Annotated in this window: 16 protein-coding genes; 13 read left to right on the forward strand and 3 right to left on the reverse strand. The window is 71.5% G+C overall.

All coding sequences use genetic code 11. The features are described 5' to 3' along the window. Positions 1-150: 150 nt before the first annotated feature. The 7 genes from BJK06_RS09950 to BJK06_RS09980 all read left to right on the forward strand — a co-directional run bounded on the left by BJK06_RS09950 (position 151) and on the right by BJK06_RS09980 (position 11,453). Complete coding sequence (locus BJK06_RS09950) at positions 151-2,595, forward strand: lamin tail domain-containing protein (protein ID WP_070417760.1); 2,445 nt, start codon at positions 151-153, stop codon at positions 2,593-2,595. A gap of 180 nt (positions 2,596-2,775) precedes the next feature. After that, positions 2,776-3,615: a PhzF family phenazine biosynthesis protein gene (locus BJK06_RS09955; protein ID WP_070417761.1), complete on the forward strand. Its 840-nt coding sequence runs from the start codon at positions 2,776-2,778 to the stop codon at positions 3,613-3,615. Positions 3,616-3,736: 121 nt separating this feature from the next. Continuing rightward, positions 3,737-5,095: an extracellular solute-binding protein gene (locus tag BJK06_RS09960; RefSeq protein ID WP_070417762.1), complete on the forward strand. Its 1,359-nt coding sequence runs from the start codon at positions 3,737-3,739 to the stop codon at positions 5,093-5,095. Between the two features lie 113 nt (positions 5,096-5,208). Further along, positions 5,209-6,159 carry a carbohydrate ABC transporter permease gene (locus tag BJK06_RS09965; protein WP_083295172.1) on the forward strand — a complete coding sequence of 317 codons (951 nt, stop codon included), beginning with the start codon at positions 5,209-5,211 and terminating at the stop codon, positions 6,157-6,159. Between the two features lie 68 nt (positions 6,160-6,227). After that, complete coding sequence (locus BJK06_RS09970) at positions 6,228-7,058, forward strand: carbohydrate ABC transporter permease (RefSeq protein WP_181015180.1); 831 nt, start codon at positions 6,228-6,230, stop codon at positions 7,056-7,058. Positions 7,059-7,089: 31 nt separating this feature from the next. After that, entirely contained in the window at positions 7,090-10,203 is a 3,114-nt protein-coding gene (locus tag BJK06_RS09975) for a glycoside hydrolase family 38 C-terminal domain-containing protein (protein ID WP_070417763.1), read from the forward strand. A gap of 278 nt (positions 10,204-10,481) precedes the next feature. Further along, positions 10,482-11,453 (forward strand): hypothetical protein, encoded by a 972-nt coding sequence (locus tag BJK06_RS09980; protein WP_070417764.1) that lies wholly within the window; start codon positions 10,482-10,484, stop codon positions 11,451-11,453. 124 nt (positions 11,454-11,577) lie between these two features. Here BJK06_RS09980 and BJK06_RS09985 read toward each other — a convergent pair whose 3' ends face one another. After that, a complete protein-coding gene (locus tag BJK06_RS09985; RefSeq protein WP_070417765.1) occupies positions 11,578-12,015 on the reverse strand; it encodes a YdeI/OmpD-associated family protein in 438 nt (145 codons plus the stop codon). A gap of 219 nt (positions 12,016-12,234) precedes the next feature. Between BJK06_RS09985 and BJK06_RS09990 the strand changes: the two genes are divergently transcribed. The 4 genes from BJK06_RS09990 to BJK06_RS10005 are packed head-to-tail and all read left to right on the forward strand — an operon-like array spanning position 12,235 to position 16,350. Then, positions 12,235-13,377 (forward strand): ABC transporter substrate-binding protein, encoded by a 1,143-nt coding sequence (locus BJK06_RS09990; protein ID WP_070417766.1) that lies wholly within the window; start codon positions 12,235-12,237, stop codon positions 13,375-13,377. Between the two features lie 5 nt (positions 13,378-13,382). Continuing rightward, a complete protein-coding gene (locus BJK06_RS09995) occupies positions 13,383-14,369 on the forward strand; it encodes an ABC transporter permease subunit (RefSeq protein ID WP_070419365.1) in 987 nt (328 codons plus the stop codon). Beyond that, positions 14,366-15,283, forward strand: a complete 918-nt coding sequence (locus BJK06_RS10000; RefSeq protein ID WP_083295173.1) for an ABC transporter permease — start codon at positions 14,366-14,368, stop codon at positions 15,281-15,283. Before BJK06_RS09995 ends, BJK06_RS10000 begins: the two co-directional genes overlap by 4 nt. After that, positions 15,280-16,350 carry an ABC transporter ATP-binding protein gene (locus tag BJK06_RS10005; RefSeq protein WP_070417767.1) on the forward strand — a complete coding sequence of 357 codons (1,071 nt, stop codon included), beginning with the start codon at positions 15,280-15,282 and terminating at the stop codon, positions 16,348-16,350. The genes BJK06_RS10000 and BJK06_RS10005 overlap by 4 nt, the downstream gene beginning before the upstream one ends. A gap of 60 nt (positions 16,351-16,410) precedes the next feature. On the opposite strand, the gene BJK06_RS10010 is transcribed toward BJK06_RS10005, so the two are convergent. Further along, positions 16,411-16,890 carry an NUDIX domain-containing protein gene (locus BJK06_RS10010; protein WP_070417768.1) on the reverse strand — a complete coding sequence of 160 codons (480 nt, stop codon included), beginning with the start codon at positions 16,888-16,890 and terminating at the stop codon, positions 16,411-16,413. A 61-nt stretch (positions 16,891-16,951) separates the two neighbouring features. Here BJK06_RS10010 and nagB point away from each other — a divergent pair, with 61 nt between their 5' ends. Continuing rightward, positions 16,952-17,737, forward strand: coding sequence for a glucosamine-6-phosphate deaminase (gene nagB, locus BJK06_RS10015; protein ID WP_070417769.1), 786 nt, complete (start codon positions 16,952-16,954; stop codon positions 17,735-17,737). Between the two features lie 9 nt (positions 17,738-17,746). Here nagB and BJK06_RS10020 read toward each other — a convergent pair whose 3' ends face one another. Then, the gene (locus tag BJK06_RS10020) at positions 17,747-18,934 is read right to left on the reverse strand and encodes a MalY/PatB family protein (protein WP_070417770.1); all 1,188 of its coding nucleotides are present in this window, start codon (positions 18,932-18,934) and stop codon (positions 17,747-17,749) included. 186 nt (positions 18,935-19,120) lie between these two features. On the opposite strand from BJK06_RS10020, the gene BJK06_RS10025 reads away from it, so the two are divergent. Then, on the forward strand, positions 19,121-21,574 hold the full coding sequence (locus BJK06_RS10025; RefSeq protein WP_258027614.1) for a GH92 family glycosyl hydrolase: 2,454 nt from the start codon (positions 19,121-19,123) through the stop codon (positions 21,572-21,574). Positions 21,575-21,581 lie beyond the last annotated feature (7 nt).

The following is a 21,581-nucleotide window of genomic DNA, read 5'->3' on the forward strand; positions in this document are numbered from 1 at the left end:
TGCGGGCCCGACCCGCGCCTCCCGTCCGGCACACGGTGCCGTTCCCCGTGTCGGTCGCGACACCTGTCGTTCACCTCGCCGCCACCGGCCGGATGCCCGGATGCTGAACAGTCGTGCAGGTCCCCCCCGAACTCCTGAGAAGGACTCTGCATGCATCCCCGTGCTCTGCGCCTCGGCGCGTCCGTCGCCGCCGCCCTCGTCGTCGCCGCCGGCGTGCTGACGACGTCGCCCGCCTCCGCTGCCGTCGGTGACGACGACCCGTCCGTGGGCGCCGCGAGCCCGAACGGACTCGTCGTGAACGAGGTCGAGTCGAACGGCGACGACACCGACTGGGTCGAACTGCGGAACACCTCGTCGGCGGCGATCGACCTGTCCGGGTACGCGTTCCTCGACGACGACAGCTCGCACGAGGCGTACGTCCTGCCCGCCGGTTCGACCATCGCCGCGGGCGGGTACTTCGTCATCGACCAGGTGTCGGCGACCGCTCCCGGCTTCGACTTCGGGCTCGGCGGCGCCGACACCGCCAGGGTGTACGACCCGGCGGGCGAGCTCGTGCTGCGGTACTCGTGGACGGCGCACGCCGCGGTGACGTACGGGCGCTGCCCGGACGGGACCGGCGCGCTCGTGGACACCACGGCGTCGACGAAGGGTGCGGCGAACGACTGCTCCTCGCCGGTGCGCATCAACGAGGTGGAGTCCGACGGTGGGACCCCGGGCGACTGGGTCGAGCTGACGAACGTCGGGACGACCACGGTCGACCTCGGCGGGTACGTGTTCCGGGACAGCGACGACACGCACGCGTACACGATCCCGAACGGGACGACCGTCGCACCGGGTGGCTTCACCGTCCTCGACGAGCAGGACTTCGGGTTCGGGCTGGGCAAGGCGGACTCGGCGCGGGTCTTCGATCCTCGTGGCGACGTCGTCGACTCGTACACGTGGAGCGCGCACGCCGCGACGACGTACGGCCGGAACCCCGACGGCACCGGCGCGTTCGCGGAGACCTCGGCGCCGACCAAGGGCACCGCGAACCGGTTCGCCGGGGTCGTCACCGCCGAGGCGTGGCCCGGCGGTCCGGACGAGCGGGTGCTCGACGACGAGGACACCTTCACCGGTGACCTGAGCGGCATCGACTGGACGGCCTCGGGTTCGACGTCGGGTTCGGCCGCCGGGCGGCTCTGGGCCGTGCAGAACGGGGACGGGCTGCTCTACCATCTCGTGTCCGACGGCGAGGGCGGATGGGCGCCCTCGAACGCAGCCGGTACGGAACTGCACTACGCCGACGGCTCCGGCACCCCGGATGCCGAGGGCATCACCGTCACGTCCGACGACCCCGGCGCGGTCTACGTCTCGACCGAGCGGAACAACGACGTGTCCTCCACGAGCCGCCCGGCCGTCCTGCGCTTCGCCACCGCCGACGGCTCCCAGTCGACGCTCGACGCCACCGACGAGTGGAACCTCGCGGCGGACTTCCCCGGGCTCGGCGCGAACGCGGGCCTCGAGGGCGTCACCTGGATCCCGGACTCCTGGCTCACCGCGCACGGCTTCGCGGACGAGCACACCGGCGCCGCGTACACGCCGGCGACCTACACCGGACACGGCGACGGGCTGTTCTTCGTCGGCGTCGAGGGCACGGCCAGCGTGTACGCGTACGCCCTGATGTCCGACGGTGCCTTCCAGCGGGTGGCCACGATCGCGACGCCGTTCTCCGTCGTCGCGGACGTCCAGTTCGACCCGACGCTGGACGCGCTCTGGGTGGTCTGCGACGACGCGTGCTCGGGCCGGACGGCGCTGTACGAGGTGGCCGACGGGGCCTTCGCGGCGACGACCGTGTACGAGGCGCCGTCGAACGCCGACCGGACGCTGGCGAACGAGGGCTTCGCGATCTCGGGTGTCTGCACGGGTGGCTCGCGGGCGACGTTCTACGCCGACGACAACGACACGGACGGGTTCTCGCTCCGGACGGGCACCTACCCGTGCGACTCGCCGACGCCGGGCGACGGTGGGACGCCGGGCGACGGTGGGACGCCGGGCGACGGCGGCACGCCGGGCGACGGTGGCACGACGCCGACGCCGACGCCGACGCCGGGTGGCGGGTCGACGCCCGCCCCGGGTGACACCGCGCCGGGTGGCTCCACCCCCGGAGCGGGCGCATGGCCCTCAGGTGCGCCCGTCGCACCGTCCGAGTCGTCCCTGACCGAGGCGAACCGCGGCACGCTCACCGCCCCGGCCACGGCGCGCCCCGGCGAGACCATCACGATCGCCGTCGGCACCCGGTACGCCGGGCAGCAGGTGCACGTCTGGATGTTCTCCACGCCGACGCTGCTCGGGACGGCCACGGTCGCGGCGGACGGCACGGTCACGGCGACCATCCCGGCCGAAGCTCCCGCAGGCGAACACCGCATCGTGGTGACCGCCGAGGACGGCACGGTGCTGGGCTGGACCACGATCACGATCGACCCCGTGACCGGCGCGCTGGCGTTCACGGGTGCCGAGGGGCTCGGGGGTGGGGCCGTGGCGGCGTTCCTGCTCCTGGCCGCCGGTGCGGGCGTGCTAGTGGTCCGTCGGCGCCGGGGGATCCCCGCCTCGGAGTGATCCGGTGAGCAGGAATGGTCGGGTTCGTGGTGCGGACCCGACCATTCCTGCTCACGAACGCGCGCCCGCGGCCCCGCGAGCCCGCGGCCCCGCGAGCCCGCGGCCCCGCGAGCCCGCGGCCCCGCGAGCCCGCGGCCCGCGAGCCCGCGGGCCGCGCGCCCGCGGCGGTACGGTCGCAGGGTGCACAACGAGATCCTCCGGTACACCGCCTTCGACGCCGAGCCCGGCGGCGGCAACCCCGCCGGCATCGTGCTCGATGCGGCCGACCTCTCCGACGACGAGATGCTCGCGATCGCGCAGGAGGTCGGGTACCCCGAGACCGCCTTCGTCACCGGGCAGACCGCCACGGGCCCGCGCCTGCGGTACTTCTCGCCGGCGGCCGAGGTCCCGTTCTGCGGCCACGCCACGATCGCCACGGCAGTGGTGCTCGCCGAGCGCGAGGGTCTCGGGCGCCGGGTGTTCACGACCGCCGCGGGGGAGATCGCCCTCGACGCCACGACCGCTCCGGACGGCAGCGTGCAGGTCGCGATGACGAGCGTCCAGCCGGCGTCCCGGCCGCTCGACCCCGACCTCCGCGACCGCCTGTTCGCCCTGCTCGGCCTGAGGGTCGACGACGTCGCGGCGGGCTTCCCGGTGCTCGAGTCCTTCGCCGGCAACTGGCACCCGGTGATCGTGCTCGCCGACGTCGAGCTGTTCCACCAGTTCCGCTTCGCCCCGGAGCCTCTCGCGGCCCTCAAGCGCGAGGCTGGCTGGGCGGGGACGGTCACGGTCCTGCACCGTACCGACGCGCTGGAGTACGAGGCGCGCAACCTCTTCCCGGCCGGCCGGATCACCGAGGACCCGGCGACCGGTTCGGCGGCGGCGTCGACCGGCGCGTACCTGCGCGAGATCGGGGCCGTGCAGCCCGGCGACCGCGTGGTGATCCGGCAGGGACGCCACGTCGGACGGCCGAGCGTGCTGCTCGTCGACGTCCCGGCGACCGGCGGCATCACGGTCACGGGCGGTGCCACTCCGGTCTGAGCCGTCCGGGAGCGTGACCGAATCGACACGCCACAGCTCTTGACACGGATAAGTCAATACGGTGGAGTAATCCTGCGCGCGGGTGACGGAGCCCGCGAACATCCCGTGCAAAGGAGCACCGATGAAACGCCGCACCCGAATCATCGCCGGACTCGCAGCCGTGGCAGTCGCCGCGGTCGGTCTGGCTGGTTGTTCCAGCTCAGGCTCCGCCTCGAGCGACACCATCAAGATCGCGTACCAGAAGTTCGGTGCCTTCCAGCAGCTCGACGCCCAGATGAAGGTCGTCAAGACGGAGTACGAGAAGGAGAACCCGGGCAAGAAGGTCACGCTCGTCCCCATCCAGGCCCAGGGCAACGACTACTACACGAAGCTCGCGCTCATGAACAAGGCGCCGGCGACCGCGCCGGACGTCATGTACGAGGACACCTTCCTCATCAAGGCCGACGCCGAGGCGGGCTACCTCCTGCCGCTCGACAAGTACACGGCGAAGTGGAAGGACTGGAGCCAGTTCTACGACAACGCGAAGCAGGCCGGGCAGGGCGACGACGGCAAGATCTACGGCGTCCCGATGGGCACCGACACCCGGGCCCTCTGGTACAACAAGGACATCTTCAAGGAGGTCGGCCTGCCCGTCCCGTGGCAGCCCAAGACCTGGGACGACGTGCTCGCGGCCGCGAAGACGATCAAGGACAAGAAGCCCGACATCATCCCGTTCAACATCTACTCGGGCAAGGCGCAGGGCGAGGCCTCGACGATGCAGGGCTTCGAGATGCTCCTGTACGGCGCGGACGGCTCCGGCAACACGCTCTACAAGGACAAGAAGTGGGTCACCGGCTCGAAGCAGTTCGAGGACTCGCTGCAGTTCATCAAGGACGTCTACCAGGGTGACCTCGGACCCACGCCGCAGCAGGCGCTCGACACGAACGTCGGGACGACCATCGCCCAGACGTGGCTCCCGCAGGGCAAGCTCGCCATCGACCTCGACGGGTCCTGGCAGTCCGGCACGTGGCTGAAGTCCGGCACGGCTCCGTGGGCAGAGTGGAACGACGTGATGGGCCAGGCGCCGATGCCGACCCAGAACGGCCAGGAGCCCGGCTACAACTCGATGTCCGGTGGCTGGACCCTCGCGGTCGGCAAGAACTCGAAGAACCCCCAGGCCGCGTTCGACTTCATCACGAAGTTCCTCGACAAGGACGGGTCGCTCAAGTACGACAGCGAGAACAGCCAGATCGCCGTCCGCAAGGACGTCGCCGAGGACACCGCCTACACGGACGCGAACCCCACGTTCAAGTTCTTCTCCGGGCTCGTCGAGCACACCAACTTCCGCCCGGCGACGAGTGACTACTCGCAGGTGTCCAACGCGATCCAGGTCGCGATGGAGGCGGTGATGACGGGGCAGCAGACGCCGAAGCAGGCGGCCGCCGCCTACGACAAGGCCGTCGAACAGGTGGTCGGCAAGGAGAACACGGTCTCCGGCTGATCGCTGCGGTGACCACCTGACGGACTGGAGGCGCGGCTCGCGTCGTGCGCCGCGCCTCCCGTCCGACCCCACCCACCTTCGGAACCCCTCTCCGCACCCGGAAGGCAACCACCGTGTCCAGCACCCCCCTCGCGCCGACGCTGTCGGCGCCCGGTGCGCCGAAGCGCACCGATCCGCCGGTCCCGCGCAAGCGGAAGCCGCTGCGGAACGTGGGACGAGCGGTCCCGCTCCTCCCCGCCGTCGTCCTCCTCGTCATCTTCCTGCTCGGCCCCGTCATCTCGTCGTTCTACGGGTCGTTCACCAACTCGGCGCTGACCGGGGTCGGCGCCGCCGACCAGCAGTTCGTCGGCTTCCAGAACTACGTCGAGCTGTTCCAGGACCCGGACTTCCCGAAGTCCGTCATCCTCACCATCGTGTTCCTGCTCGCGTCCGCGGTCGTGGGCCAGAACGTGCTCGGGCTCGGGCTCGCCCTGCTCATGCGCTCGGCGAACAAGGCCGTCCGCGCGATCGTGGGCACGTTCGTCGTCGCCGCGTGGGTCCTGCCCGAGATCGTCGCCTCGTTCGCCGCGTACGCGTTCTTCAACGACGAGGGCACGCTCAACGAGTTCCTGCGGTCGATCGGGATAAGCGGCCCGAACTGGCTCTACACGTACCCGATGCTCGCCGTCATCCTGGCGAACATCTGGCGCGGTACGGCCTTCTCGATGCTCGTCTACTCCGCCGCCGTGCAGGAGGTCCCCGAGGAGATCACCGAGTCCGCCGAGGTGGACGGAGCCGCCGGCTGGCAGCGCCTCGTCTACATCACCCTGCCGGTCATCCGCCGGTCGATCTCGACGAACCTCATGCTGACGACGCTGCAGACGCTGTCGGTCTTCACGCTGATCTTCGTCATGACCGGCGGCGGTCCCGGGACCAACTCGTCGACGCTGCCGATCCTCGCCTACCAAGAGGCGTTCAAGTTCTCGCAGCTCGGCTTCGGGACGGCGATCGCGACGATCCTCCTCGTGGTCGGCGCGGTCTTCTCGATCATCTACATCAAGGCACTGAAGCCGGAGGTGGACTGATGGCCATCACTGCCCCGTCCCTCGACCAGACCACCACCCGTTCGGTGACCGCACCGGGCTCGCTGCACATGACCTCCCCGCGGGGTCGGACCATGCGCTGGGTGTCGAACGTCGTGCTGCTCGTCATCGCGGTGTGCTTCGCGGTCCCGCTGCTCTGGCTCGTCCTCGCGTCGGTCGACACCCAGGCGTCGCTGTCCGTGAAGATGCCGACGCAGTTCACGCTCGACAACTTCACGAAGGTGCTCACGCCGGAGCTGTCGTTCATCCCGCTCGCGAACAGCCTGCTGCTCTCCGGCGGCACGGCGGTCGTCACCGTGGTGTTCGCGCTGCTCGCCGCCTACCCGCTGTCCCGCTACAAGATGCGGGTCAACAAGCCGTTCCTGTACAGCATCCTGTTCGGCACCGGCCTGCCGATCACCGCCATGATGGTGCCGGTCTACGCGCTGTTCGTGTCGCTCAACCTCATCGACAACGTGTGGGGCTGCATCTTCTTCCTCGCCGCCACCTCGCTGCCGATGGCGATCTGGATGGCGAAGAACTTCATGGACTCGGTCCCGGTGTCACTCGAGGAAGCGGCGTGGACCGACGGCGCCTCGATGATGACGACCCTGACCCGCATCGTGATCCCGCTCATGCGCCCGGGGATCGCCGTGGTGTTCATCTTCGTGTTCATCCAGGCCTGGGGGAACTTCTTCGTCCCCTTCGTCCTGCTCCTCTCGCCCGACAAGGTGCCCGCCGCGGTGAGCATCTTCAACTTCTTCGGGCAGAACGGGGCGGTGGCGTACGGGCAGCTCGCCGCGTTCTCGATCGTGTACTCCGTGCCCGTCATCGCCCTCTACGTGCTCGTGTCCCGGGGCCTCGGCGGCGGCAACGCCCTCGCCGGCGGCATCAAGGGCTGACACCCGTCCCTGCTGGAAAGGAACCACCTCCATGCACCACGACGAACCCCTCGTCGAAGCCCGCATCGCCCGGCTCGTCCGGGACCGCATCGACCCCGCCGTCCTGCGCCGGTCCGCACCGGTGGAGATCGCCGCCTGGACCGTGCCGGACGAGCCGGTCCCGTTCGACGTCGCGGTCGCGGCCGACTACGAGCCGTTCACGGTGGGCGGCTCCTGGGGCGGCCGACCGTGGGGGACCACCTGGTTCCGGATCCGCGGCACCGTGCCGGAGGACTTCGGGACGGCGCCGGGCACCACGTCGGAGCTCCGGGTCGACCTCGGCTTCACGAAGCGCCACCCCGGGTTCCAGGCCGAGGGACTCGCGTGGCGGCCGGACGGCACGACCGTCAAGGGCATCGAGCCGAAGAACGACACCGTCCCGCTCGAGGTCGGTCCCGGTGAGTCCTTCGAGCTCTACGTCGAGGCCGCGGCGAACCCGGACATCGGCGGCGACTCGTTCCAGGGGGCGACCCCGCTCGGGTCGCGCTCCACGGCCGGGACGACGCCGATCTACAAGGTGAAGGCGCTCGAGATCGTCGAGCGGGACGACACCGTGTGGGAGCTCCAGCAGGACTTCTGGGTCCTCCGCGGCCTGATGGCCGAGCTGCCCACCGACGGCACCCGCGGCGCGGACGTCCTGCGCGTGCTCGAACGCGCCGCCGACGCCCTCGACCCGGACGACGTCGCCGGGACGGCCGCCGACGCACGAGCGGTCCTCGCGCCCGTCCTCGCCGTGCCGGCCAGCGCCGCCGCGCACCGGGCGATCGCCGTCGGCCACGCGCACATCGACTCGGCGTGGCTCTGGCCGGTGCGCGAGACCGTCCGGAAGTGCGCCCGCACCTTCTCGAACGTGCTCGACCTGATGGACCGCGACCCCGACTTCACGTTCGCCTGCTCCTCCGCGCAGCAGTACGCCTGGATCCGGGACGGCTACCCGTCGATCTGGGCCCGCATCAAGCAACGGGTCGCCGAGGGCCGGTGGATCCCGGTCGGCGGCATGTGGGTCGAGTCGGACACGAACCTCCCCGGCGGTGAGGCCCTCGCGCGGCAGTTCGTCGCCGGCAAGCGGTTCTTCCTCGAGGAGTTCGGGATCGACACCCCCGAGGCGTGGCTCCCGGACTCGTTCGGGTACTCCGGAGCCCTGCCGCAGATCGTCCGCGCCGCCGGCTCGAAGTGGTTCGTCACGCAGAAGCCCTCGTGGAACGAGACGAACGTCATCCCGCACACCTCGTTCCACTGGGAGGGCATCGACGGCTCCCGAGTCCTCACGCACCTGCCCCCGGCGGACACCTACAACTCGGACGTCTCACCCGCCGACCTGCACCGCGGCGAACGGCAGAACAAGGAGCGCGGCGTCGCGAACACCTCGATGCTGCTCTACGGCTTCGGCGACGGCGGCGGTGGACCCACCCGCGAGATGGTCGCCGCCGCCCGACGTCAGCACGACCTGGACGGGTCCCCGCGGGTCGACCTCGGCACCCCGGCGCAGGTCTTCGAGGAGATCGAGGCCGCACTGCCGACGCCGGCGGTGTGGTCGGGCGAGATGTACCTCGAATTCCACCGCGGCACGTACACGTCCCAGATCCGCACGAAGCAGGGCAACCGGCGCTCCGAGCACCTGCTCCGCGAGGCCGAGCTCTGGGCGTCCACCGCTGCCGTGCGACTCGGGCTCGACTACCCGTACGAGGAGCTCGAGCAGGCCTGGCACACCGTGCTCCTGCAGCAGTTCCACGACATCCTGCCCGGCTCCTCGATCGCCTGGGTCTACGAGAACGCCGAGGCGAACTACGCCGAGGTCGCTCGTGTGCTCGAAGGCCTGATCGGCAACGCCACGACGGCGCTCGCGAACGGCGGTGCCGCGGCGCTCGCCGGGGTCGGTGCGTCGTCCACCGCCCGGGCCGGCGGTGGGAGTGCCCTGCTGGACGCCCCGTCGGGGGCGGACGCCGCCGGCGGCAGCGGCTCGACCGGGAACGTCGTGCGCTTCAACGCCTCGCCGGTCGCGGCGGGAGACGCAACCGCCCTGGGTGGTTCGCTGGGCGACGAACCGCGAGCCGTGCCTCCCGTCCGGAACGGCGACCGCTTCGTGTTCGACACCGGCGTCGTCACGGCGACCATCGACGCGGCCGGTCACGTCGTGTCGCTCGTCGACCACGCGTCCGGACGCGACGCCGTCGCCCCGGGTGCGGCCGCCGCGGAGTACACCGTGTTCCGCGACACCCCGAACCAGTGGGAGGCGTGGGACATCGACCGCGCCTACCAGCGCAGCGGCACGGTGCTGGAGGCGTCCTCGGTCGAGGTGTCCGGCGACGAACTCGTCGTCCAGCGGTCCTTCGGGTCGTCGTCGATCACCACCCGGTACTCCGCCGTCGCCGGGCAGTCCGAGCTGACGATCGTGACCGAGGTCGACTGGCACGAGCGCCAGAAGCTCCTCAAGCTCGCGTTCCCCCTCGACGTCCGTGCGGCGTCGGCGTCGAGCGAGATCCAGTTCGGCCACATCGACCGGCCGACCCACCAGAACACCTCGTGGGACATGGCCCGCTTCGAGACGAGCGCCCACCGCTGGGTGCACGTCGCCGAGCCCGGGTTCGGCGTCGCCGTCGCGAACGACTCCACCTACGGACACGACATCACCCGGAGCACCCGGGCCGACGGCGGCACCACGACGCTCGTCCGGGAGTCGCTGCTGCGGGCACCGACGTTCCCGGACCCGCACGCCGACCAGGGGCACCACGTGTTCCGGACGGTGCTGCGGGTGGGTGCCTCGGTGCTCGACGCCGCCGATGCCGGGTACCGGCTCAACCTGCCGGTGCGCACGGTGGAGGGGACGACCACGGTCGACCCGCTCGTCACGGTGTCGTCGCCGCAGGTGTTCGTCGAGGCGGTGAAGCTCGCCGAGGACCGCTCCGGTGACGTCGTCGTGCGGCTCTACGAGGCGTCGGGCGGTCGCGCGGCCGACGTCGGCGTCGACTTCGGGTTCGACGTCGCCGGGGTGGCGGCGGTGGACCTGCTGGAACGCCCGCTGGGGGACTCGTGGGAGTCGGGGGAGCCGGTCGTGCTCACACTCCGGCCCTTCGAGATCGTGACCCTCCGGGTGCGTCGGGCCTGAGGCAGCGGGCTCGCGCGCGAAGGACCGCGGCGCCGGACGGGACACGGGTGCGTTCCGTCCGGCGCCGTGCTGCGGGTTGGCGTGGTCGTTCCGGGCGTAGGCGGTCGAATCGGGCGTACCTGGTCGAAAGATCTGCCCAGGTACGCCCGATTTCGTCAGGGATCGCGCCCGTCCTGGGAAAGAACGTTGGTCCTCCACAACAGCGTGGGTCTGGAGGCGCGTCAACAGTTGACGAGATCGGACCGCTTTGCGCGTGGCTGGCCGGCATCGTCTCGTCCATGAACGAACCGCTGCCCATCCTGCGGGCCTCCACCACGCGCGAAGCCGGCCTCGACGCCAGCACCCTCCGCCGCCGGACACGGCTGCACGGCCCCGGTCGTCTCGTCCGCGCGGGGCCGAACGCCTTCGTCGACGGGGCGGCGTGGGACGCAGCGGGGCCCCGGCAGCGGTACGTCACCCGCGTGTACGCGCGGCTCGGTCGACTCGGCGGCCGGGCAACCGCCTCGCACGCATCCGCGGCCGCAGTGCACGGGCTGCCGTCGCTCGGCGGGTGGAGCATCCCGGTCCACGCGACCGTGCCGGAGTCGATGTACCGCGCCCGGACCGCCGAACTGGTCCTGCACACCCGGCCGGTGTCCGACACCGAACGGACCCGAGCGGGCGACCTCGCGATCACCACGATTCCACGAACCGTCATCGACATCGCGATGACGGACGACCTGCGGACCGGAGTCGTCGTCGCCGATTCAGCGTTGCGCCGCGGCATCCGACGCGACGACCTGTGGCGGGCGCTGCACCCGAGCGCTCGGGGACGGGCACGGGCTGCGCAGGTCGTCGAGCTCGCAGACGGACGGTCGGGTTCCCCGGCGGAGTCTCTCGCGCGAGTGGTCTTCCGCGAGCTCGGGCTCCCCGTGCCCGTGCTGCAGCAGGAGTTCGTGATCGGTGGTCGTCGGTCCGCCGTCGACTTCTGGTTCCCGGACGAAGGGGTGATCGTCGAGATCGACGGACGCGCGAAGTACACGCAGGAGCGGTACCTCGGCGGTCGCGACCAGACCGAGGTGTTCATCGACGAGAAACGTCGGCACGCCCGCCTGCTCACGGTGCCGGGCGTCCGCACGGTGCTCCGCGTCGAGTGGCGCGAGCTGTTCGACCTCGACGCGCTGGCACTCCGGTTCCGTGCCGCCGGCCTCCCGTGTGCGGTCCGACCGGTGCGGAGCGCTCGACACCCCGCGACGACGCCGATGCGGTGAGTCGGCTCAGTGTCCAACGCCGCTCGTTCTTTCCCAGAGCGTCCGCGATGCATGGTGTTTCCGGGCGTACCTGCCCGAAACTTCCGACCAGGTACGCCCGAAACGGTCAGGTACGCCCCGGCGCCTACCCGCGCAGGGACTCGACGGCTTTGTCGATCCGACGCGCACGGGTCTCCGGGGACTTCGCCTGCACGACCGGGTCGGCGAGGGCCCGCTGCCGCGAGTTCGACAGCGTGTCGAAGGCCGCACGGACCCCGGCCTCCTGCAGCGCCGACGCGAGGTCCTCCGGCAGGTCGACGACGCGGGGCAGCGTGTCGACCTCGATCGTGACCTCGACGGTGTCGCCGGCCGCGACCCCGGAGGCGGCACGGTGCTCCGCCGACAGCGGGACGAGGGACTGCTCGTTCATCACGCCGATCGACGACCGGTACGTGTAGGCGCCGTTCAGGGTGACGACCACGGGCGGGCGGCGCCCCGCGCCCAGCGCGTCGACGACGTCGGACGGGACAGGCAGGCCGGTGGCCGTCTTCCGCGCCTGCAGGACGGTCGTCGTGAACTGCATCCGTGCCTCCTGGATTGAACCGGGCTGGACGGGCCGGCCCGATGCGGGCCGACGCCGGTGCCGGCGCCTGTGCCGACAAGCGAAACCGTACAGGCGAACCCGCTGTTCCGCCGCCGTTCACCGCCGCAGCACTGGCCGGAAACCGGACGCGTCCACGATCGTCCAGGACCCGGACCCCGGTCCACCCCGACGCACCACAGCACCCGAAAGGCACACCCCGTGCAGCACAAGCGCACCCTCGCCGGCATCGCCCTGGCCGCCGCCGCCATCGTCACCCTCGCCGGCTGTTCGGCCACGAGCTCCGCCAGCACGACCAAGGACGACACCGACTGGAAGACCGCCACGAGCGCCGAGTCCGCCGGTGGCATGGACGCCCTCGTGAAGGCCGCCAAGGCGGAGGGGCAGCTCAACGTCATCGCGCTGCCGCCGTCATGGGCCAACTACGGCAAGATCATCGACGGCTTCACCAAGAAGTACGGCATCAAGATCACCTCCGCGAACCCGAACGGCTCGAGCGCCGACGAGGTCGCCGCGGTGAAGTCGCAGAAGGGCCAGTCGACGGCACCGGACGTGCTCGACCTCGGCAACGCCGTGCTGCAGCAGAACCTCGACCTCCTGACCGACTACAAGGTCGCGAACTGGAGCGACATCCCCTCGGACCTCAAGGACGAGGACGGCGCCTGGACCCGCGACTACACGGGCCTGATGTCCATCGGCTACGACTCGTCGAAGATCACGGACGCCCCGAAGGACCTGGACGACCTGCTCGGCTCCGAGTACAAGGGCAAGGTCTCGATCGCGGGCGACCCGACCCAGGCGAACCAGGCCGCGTCGGCGGTGTACCTCGCGGCGCTCGAGAACGGCGGCTCGGCCGACGACATCACGAAGGGCGTCGACTACTTCGGCAAGCTGAAGCAGGCGGGCAACTTCCAGAACGTGCTGCCGTCGCAGGCGACCGTCGCCTCGGGTGAGACACCCGTCGTGATCCAGTGGTCCTACAACAACCTGGCGTGGGGCCCGGCGGCCGGCGCGAGCGGGAACAAGAACTGGAAGACCGTCGTCCCCGAGGGCCAGGCCCTCGGCTCGTACTACTCGCAGGCGATCAACAAGGACGCCCCGCACCCCGCGGCGGCGCGCCTCTGGCAGGAGTACATCGCCAGCCCGGACGTGCAGAACCTGTACCTCCAGGCCGGCGCCTTCCCGTCCACCCTCGCCGCGCTCGAGAAGTCGGGCAAGGTCGACCAGGACGCCCTCGACGCCGCCGGTGGCGCGCCGAAGGACTACGTCGAGCTGACCGACGAGCAGGTCACCGCCGCGGCGAAGGTGCTGTCGGCGAAGTGGGCCTCGACGATGGGCTCCTGAGCAGCATGACCACCGCATCGGCACCGGGTGTGCCCGCCCCCGCGGCGGGCACGACCGCATCGGCACCGGTCGCCGGGGCGACGCTCGTCACGAGCGAGCAGCCGGCCGATGCCACCGCCCGCCGCGTCGCCGGACCCCGTGTCCGGCGCCGCGGCGGCATCGCGTGGCTCGGCCTCACCCCGTTCGCCGCCTACGTCCTGCTGTTCCTGGCCGTCCCCGCGGTGGTCGCGATCGGCAGCGGCTTCTTCACGAGCGACGGCGCGTTCACGTTCGCCAACCTCGCCGCGTTCGCCGACCCGTCGGTCATCCGTGCCTTCGGCGGCTCGTTCGCCCTGTCGGCCGTGTCCGCCGTGATCGGTGCCGTCGTCGGGGCGATCGTGTGCTGGGCGCTCGCCGCACTCCGGCCCGACGGGCTCGTCCGGTCCGTGATCGACTCCGCCGCGAGCGTCCTCGCCCAGTTCGGCGGCGTCATGCTCGCGTTCGCGTTCATCGCCACGATCGGCGCGCAGGGCCTCGTCACGACGTGGTTGGTGTCCGTCTTCCACATCGACCTCAACGCCGAGGGCACCTTCCTCTACACGGTCCCCGGGCTCGTCATCCCCTACGTCTACTTCCAGGTGCCGCTGATGGTCCTCACGTTCATGCCCGCACTCGAGGGCGTCAAGACCCAGTGGGGTGAAGCCGCCGCCACCCTCGGCGCCTCCCGCGCGACGTACTGGCGCCGCATCGGCCTGCCCGTGCTCGCGCCGGCGTTCTGGGGATCGCTGCTGCTCCTCTTCGCGAACGGGTTCTCGTCGTTCGCCACCGCGGCGGCCCTGATCTCCCAGGGCGGGATCGTGCCGCTCACCATCCGCACGCAGCTCACGAGCGAGACGATCATCGGACTGCAGAACGTCGCCGGTGTGCTCGCCTTCGGCATGGTCGTCGTGATGGCGATCGTGATGGGCGCGTACTCGCTGCTGCAGCGTCGGGCATCGAGGTGGCAGCGATGAGCGCGGCCGCCCCGGTGCGTCCGTCGCGTGGGTCGGGTGAGTCGCGCCCGTCGCGCCCGTCGCGCCCGTCGTCTCGTCGTCGGCCAGGAGGCGCGGCTCGCCCCGGCCGCTTCGGCGCGGCCCCGTCACGGGTCACCGCCGCGATCGTGCTCGTCGTGGTCGGCCTCGTGTTCGCCGTCCCGCTCGTCGCCCTCGCGCAGTTCACCTTCCGCCAGGGGACGGACGGCAGCCTGACGCTCGCGCACTACGGCGCACTCGTCGACCCGGTGAACGCCGCGACCTACCAGCCGGTGTTCGACGGTCTCGGGGCATCCCTGCTCATCGCGCTCATCACCGTGGGGATCGTGCTGCTCGTCCTGCTGCCGGCCCAGATCATCACGGCCCTGCGGTACCCGCGGCTCCGTCGGGTCCTCGAGTTCGTGTGCATCGTGCCGATCACCGTCCCCGTGGTCGTCCTCGTCGTCGGGTTCATCCCCGTGTACCAGGTCGTCGCCCAGGTCTTCGGCTCGGGCGCGTGGACCCTGTCGTTCGCGATCGGCATCGTCTCGCTCCCCTTCGCGTTCCGACCGATCGCCGCGGCCATCACCGCGATGGACATGGCCGTGCTCTCCGAGGCCGCCCGGTCGCTCGGCGCGTCGTGGTGGACCGTCACGTGGCGGGTGCTCCTGCCGAACCTCCGCCGCGGCATCACCGCCGCCTGCTTCCTGACCATCACGGTCGTCCTCGGCGAGTACACCCTCGCCTCGTTCCTCTCCCGCACGACGTTCCAGACGGCGCTCCTGCTCGTGCAGTCGACCGACCCCTACGTCGCCGCGATCTTCTCGCTGGGCGCACTCGTCTTCGGATTCGTGCTGCTCGTCGTCATCGGCCGGGTCGGCTCCCGCCGTCGCCGTGCCCCGAAGGAGTCCGCATGACCGTCACCGCCCCCGCCGCCCCGGCATCGCTCGCCACCGACGGCGCGACCGTCGAACTGCACGGCGTCGAGAAGCACTACGGCGCGCACCGTGCCCTCGCCGGCCTGTCGCTCCGCATCGAACCCGGCGAGTTCGTGTCGCTGCTCGGGCCCTCGGGCTGCGGCAAGACGACCGCGCTCCGGGCGCTCGCCGGCCTCGAGGCCATCGACGCCGGCTCCATCCGCATCGACGGCGTCGACGTCGCGGGCACCCCGGTGGACAAACGGGACATCGGCATGGTGTTCCAGCAGTACTCGCTGTTCCCGCACATGACCGTGCGGCAGAACGTCGCGTTCGGCCTGGAGATGCGCCGGGTCCCCGCCGCCGCGCGCCGCGAGCAGGTCATCGACGCGCTCGACATGGTGCACCTCGCCGAGTTCGCCGACCGCTACCCGCACCAGCTCTCCGGCGGCCAGCAGCAGCGCGTCGCCCTCGCCCGGGCCCTGGTCACCCGGCCCCGTGTGCTCCTGCTCGACGAGCCGCTGTCCGCGCTCGACGCCAAGGTGCGGGTCTCCCTGCGCGACGAGATCCGCCGCATCCAGAGCGACCTCGGCATCACGACCGTGTTCGTCACCCACGACCAGGAGGAGGCGCTCGCCGTCTCGGACCGCATCGCGGTGATGAACGCCGGCGACATCGAGCAGATCGGCACACCCGAGGAGCTCTACCGGTCCCCGTCCTCGGCGTTCACGGCGGACTTCGTCGGGCAGTCGAACCGGCTCCGCGGGGACCTGCGTGGGGGCGACGTGTTCGTCTACGGGTTCAGCGTCCCGGCCCTCGACGCCTCGGTGCCGGACGGCCCGGTGCTCGCCTACGTCCGCCCGGAGGACGTCGCCTTCGCCTCGGAGGGCGTCACCGGCACGGTCGTGGCCTCGAGCTTCCTCGGGTCGATCCGGCGCACCACGGTCCGGCTCGACGACGACACCGTCGTGACGGTGCAGCACGAGGTCGGCGACCGTCGTGCGGCCGGCGAGGCCGTCGCCGTGCGCCTGCTCGGCGCGCCCGTGGCGGTCGCCCCGCTCGCGTAGCCGCGATCTGACGGACGGGAGGCGCGGTGCGGGCCCGCACCGCGCCTCCCGTCCCGTGGGTCAGCGCTGGAAGCGCGCGGCCGGGTCGTCGGACAGGGCCGCCTCGATCCGTGCCCGCATGGTCGCGGGCATCTCCGGCAGCGCGTCGAGCCGCGCCCAGAAGGCCTCGGTGTTCTCGCCGTCGGCGGGGAAGGGATCCCCGGAGACGTACCGGCAGGCGAACACCAGGTCGAGGTACTGCGCCCGGTCGCCGTTCGGGTACGTCATCTCCGGCAGCACCTGCACCCACGCGAGGCGCTCGGCGACGGCGACGACGTCGGCTTCCTCGAGGACCTCGCGTTCGGCGGCGACCGCGGGTTCCTCGCCGGGGTCGACGATGCCGGTGACCGGCGTGAACGCGTGGTTGTCGGCCCGGCGCACGACGAGGAGCTCACGGTCCGGGCCCTCGCCGCGCGTCACGACGGCGGTGACCCCGGTGAGCCAGAGCGGCTCGTTCCCGATCCTCGATCGGAGGGACAGGACGAAGTCAGGCGTGGGCATGCCGCCACGCTACCGACACGGGACCCTGTCGCGGACTGGTCATGACCAGTAGGCTGTCACCGTGGAGATCATCATCCTGCCCACGCCGGCTGAGGTCGGTCGCGTCGCCGCGGCCAAGATCGCCTCCGTCATCGCGAAGAAGCCGTCCGCCGTCATCGGTGTCGCCACCGGGTCCAGCCCGCAGGGCATCTACGCCGACCTGCAGCGTCGTGTCGACGCGGGGGGGATCTCGTTCGCCGAGGCCCGCGCGTTCGCCCTCGACGAGTACGTCGGCATCCCGCTCGAGCACCCCGAGTCGTACGCCTCGGTGATCCAGCGCGACGTCATCGAGCCGCTCGGGTTCGAGCCCTCCCGCGTGCGGGTCCCGGACGGCCGCGCGTCCGACCTCGAGTTCGCGGCGAAGGAGTACGACGCCGCGATCCGTGCCGCCGGCGGGGTCGACGTGCAGATCCTCGGTATCGGCGCGAACGGGCACATCGGGTTCAACGAGCCGACGTCGTCGTTCGCGTCCCGCACCCGCATCAAGACCCTCGCCCCGTCCACGCGCGAGGCCAACGCCCGGTTCTTCGACAGCCTCGACCAGGTCCCGACGCACTGCATGACGCAGGGGCTCGGCACCATCCTCGAGGCCCGTGAGCTCGTCCTCGTCGCCCAGGGCTCGTCGAAGGCCGACGCCGTGGCCGCCGCGGTCGAGGGGCCGCTGTCGTCGTTCGTCCCCGGGTCCGCGCTGCAGCTGCACGAGCACGCCACCGTCGTCGTCGACGAAGAAGCCGCGGCGGGCCTCAAGCTCGCCGATTACTACACGTACACGTACGCGAACAAGCCGGCCTGGCAGCTGTTCGAGTAGGGCCGCGGATCAGCCGCCTGCACGTCGTTCGAACGCGGTGTGCAGGCGGCTGAGTCCGTCGTCGAGGGTCTCCGCCGAGCACCCGAAGTTGAGTCGCGCGAACCCGGCCCCCTGGCGTCCGAAGTCCGGTCCGCTGCCGAGCGCGACCTTCGCCTCGTCGACGAGCAGGGCTGCGGGGTCGTCACCCCACGGGAGCGCCCGCAGGTCGAGCCACGCCAGGTAGGACGCCTGTGGCTGCCGGTACCCGGTGCCGGGCAGCACGTCACCGAGTCGCTCGGCCAGGGTGCGGCGGTTCGCAGCGAGCTCGGTCAGCAGCGACGCGAGCCAGGGTCCGCCCTCGCTGAACGCCGCCACGCTCGCGGTGTACCCGAGGATCCCGGTGCGCTCGACGACCTCGCCGGGCATGCCGTCGAACCAGGCGCGAGCACGCTCGGAGGCGCCGACCATCAGGGCGCACTTCGTCCCCGCGAGGTTCCACGCCTTGCTCGCGCTCGTCAGGGTGACCCCGAGCTCCGCTGCCTCGGGGCAGGAGTCGAGGAAGGGCGTGAACGTCGCGTCCGCGTGCACGAGCGGCGCGTGGATCTCGTCCGAGACGACCACGGCGTCCCACTCGGCGGCGAGTCGGGCGAGGGCGGCGAGGTCCTCGCGGGTGTGGACGAGTCCGAGGGGGTTGTGCGGGTTGCAGAGCAGCACCGTGCGGGCCCCGTCCGCGAACGCCCGGCCGATCCCGTCGCGGTCCATCCGCCACCCGGCCGTCGTGTCGAACGGGTCCGCGGTGCCCTCGGGTGCGAGCAGCGGGACCTCGGTCACGGAGCCGCCGGCCTCGGCGACGTACTCCCAGAACGGCGGGTACACGGGCGGCATGATGACGACCTGGCCCCCGGGCTCGATGACCCGGCGGAGCGTCTCCACCGCAGCCACCGAGACGTCCGTGGTGGTCCGCACGAGGTCCGGGTCGAGGCGCCACGACCAGCGGGCCTCGGCGAAGTCGGCGAACGCCTCGGGGAGCGCCCGCCCGTGCCCGACGTACCCGGTGTCGCCGTTCGTGACCGCGGCCACGAGGGCGTCCCGCACGGGTTCGGCGAGCATGCTGTCCATCTCCGCGACGAACATCGGCAGCACGTCCGGCGGGTAGGCCGTGTACTTCTCGCTGGTGCGGGTGCGGTGCGCATCGAAGAGGGAGACCATGACGCTCATGGGGCCATCCTCGCAGCGGAGGGTGTGATCTGGACCTCAGTCGACGTCGGCGAGGGTGTACGGTCCGCTCGCGCCCGCGAAGGACACCACCTGCGCCCGGACGCCGACGTCGGCCTGCATGAACAGCAGGAGAGCGCTCGGTGACCGATCGCGCGTCCCCCGTCCGAGGGGTCTAGCGTCGCGGGCGTGAACCGTTCCCGCGTGCACCGTCGCCCGCTCCTCCGCCCGCTGCCGCTCGCCGCGGTGGCCACGATCGCCGCGCTGCTCGGGACGGGGATGGTCGCCGCACCGGCGGTCGCCTCGCCGACCGGGCAGGCAGGGCAGGCGGCCCGGACCGTCTCCGACCCCGCCCGGTACGTCGACCCGTTCATCGGCACGAGCGGCGACGGCAACACCTGGCCCGGCGCGACCGCTCCGTTCGGCATGCTCCAGTGGAGCCCCACCGGCACCGCGGGCGACCAGACCTCGACCCCGGTCGCGAACGGCTACTCGTACGACGTCGACCGACTGCGGGGGTTCAGCCTGACGCACCTCAACGGTGCGGGCTGCGCGCCGGGGGCCGCCGGTGACGTGCCGATCATGCCCGTCACCACACCGGTCACGACCTCGCCGTCGTCCGACCTCACCGACGCGGTCTACGCCGCCGGCTACTCGCACGACGACGAGTCGGCGAGCCCCGGTCGCTACACGGTCCGCCTCGACAACGGCGTCCGCACCGACCTCGCCGTCACCACGCGTGCCGGCGTCGGCGAGTTCGCGTTCCCGGCCGGCAAGGACGCGAACCTGCTCTTCCGCACGTCGAACTCGATCAACGGCAGCGAGGCGGCCACCACCCGCGTCGACGCACGGACCCGCACGGTCAGCGGCAGCGTCCTGACCGGCGGCTTCTGCAGCCGCCGTGCGAACGGGGGCGGGGCCACGAACCCCGACCGCCGCAGCTACTACCGCCTGTTCTTCACGGCGACCTTCGACCGGGCGTTCACGAGCACCGGCACCTGGCGGGACGGCACGGTCCAGCCAGGAGGCACGTCCTCCTCCGGCGGGGAGGGGTACCTGACCGGCGCCGACCGTGCCGGACGCGGCTCCGGCGCGTGGGTCGGGTTCGACGCGCGTCGCGGTGCGACGGTGCACGCGAAGATCGGCATCTCGTACGTGAGCGCCGCAGGAGCCGTCGCGAACCGCGACGGCGAGGTGACCCCGCGCTCGACCGTCGCCAGCGTGGCGGCCGGCACCCGGGCCTCCTGGAACCGCGAACTGTCGCGTCTACGCGTCGGAGGCGGCACCGCGGACCGCACCACCCAGCTGTACACGTCCGTCTACCACGCACTCATGCAGCCGAACACGTTGAACGACCGCGACGGCCGCTACCTGGGGCCGGACCAGCGGGTGCACCGGATGGACCGGGGACACCGGGCCGTCTACGGCACGTACTCCGGGTGGGACCAGTACCGGGCGCAGATCCAACTGCTCGCACTGCTCCGGCCGGACGTCGCCGGCGACATGGCGCAGTCGATGCTGCGGTTCGCCCAGCAGAACGGCGGGGTGTGGGACCGGTGGCTCCACCTCGGGGCGCCGACGCACGTGATGACGGGTGACCCCTCGGCTGCGACGCTCGCCACCTGGTACGCGATGGGGGTCCGGAACTTCGACGTGCGAGCCGCCTACGCCTCACTGAAGCACCAGGCGACCGTCGAGAACGCCGACGCCGAGAGCGACATCGGGTGCCCGGGCCAGTGTCTGGCGCAACGGCCGGCGCTCGACGAGTACCTGCAGCGGCAGTACGCGGCGAACGACGACTGCTCGTGCTGGGGTGGCGCTGCCGAGACCCTCGAGGACTCGATCTCCGACAGTGCGCTCGGGTACTGGGCCTCGTCGCTGGGGCTGCGCTCGGACGCCCGGATGTTCGCGGAGCGCGGGACCTACTGGAAGAACACGTTCAACCCGGCCGTCGGGTACCAGGCGGCTCGCCAGGCCGACGGATCGTGGCCGAACTGGTCGCCCTCGACCGGCACCGGGTTCGCGCAGGGGACGAGTGCGCAGTACACGTGGCTCGTGCCGCAGGACGTGCACGGGCTGTCGACCGCGCTGGGCGGAGACGATGCCGCTGCGGCTCGCCTGGACGCCTTCTTCCACGACAGCTCCGGCGCGTTCGCGGTGACCGGTGGTGACCCCACGAAGTTCGACCCGACCAACGAGCCCGACATCCACACGCCGTGGATGTACAACGCGCTCGGCAAGCCGTGGAAGACGCAGGAGACCGTGCGTCGGGTCGTCGACGACGCCTACACGACCGGGCCGAGCGGGCTGCCGGGCAACGATGACCTCGGCACGATGAGCGCCTGGTACGTCTTCGCGTCGATCGGGTTGTTCCCGCAGACGCCGGGGCGGGCGGAGATGCTCATCGGCAGCCCGACGTTCAGCACGGTCGACATCCGGCGGTCGAGCGGGGAGCGGATCGTCGTCCGGTCCTCCGGCACGGAGCCGTATGTCCGCGGTGCACGCCTGGACGGCCGGACGCTCGAGAAGTCCTGGGTGCCGGCGTCGTTCGTGACCCGCGGTGGGACGCTGTCGCTGCGGGTCGGGGCCACGGCGGACACGTCCTGGGCGAGCGGGGTGCGGGGACGGCCGGTCGACCGGTAGGCGCCGC

Origin of the sequence: Curtobacterium sp. BH-2-1-1, from assembly GCF_001806325.1 — a bacterium.
GTDB lineage: Bacteria > Actinomycetota > Actinomycetes > Actinomycetales > Microbacteriaceae > Curtobacterium.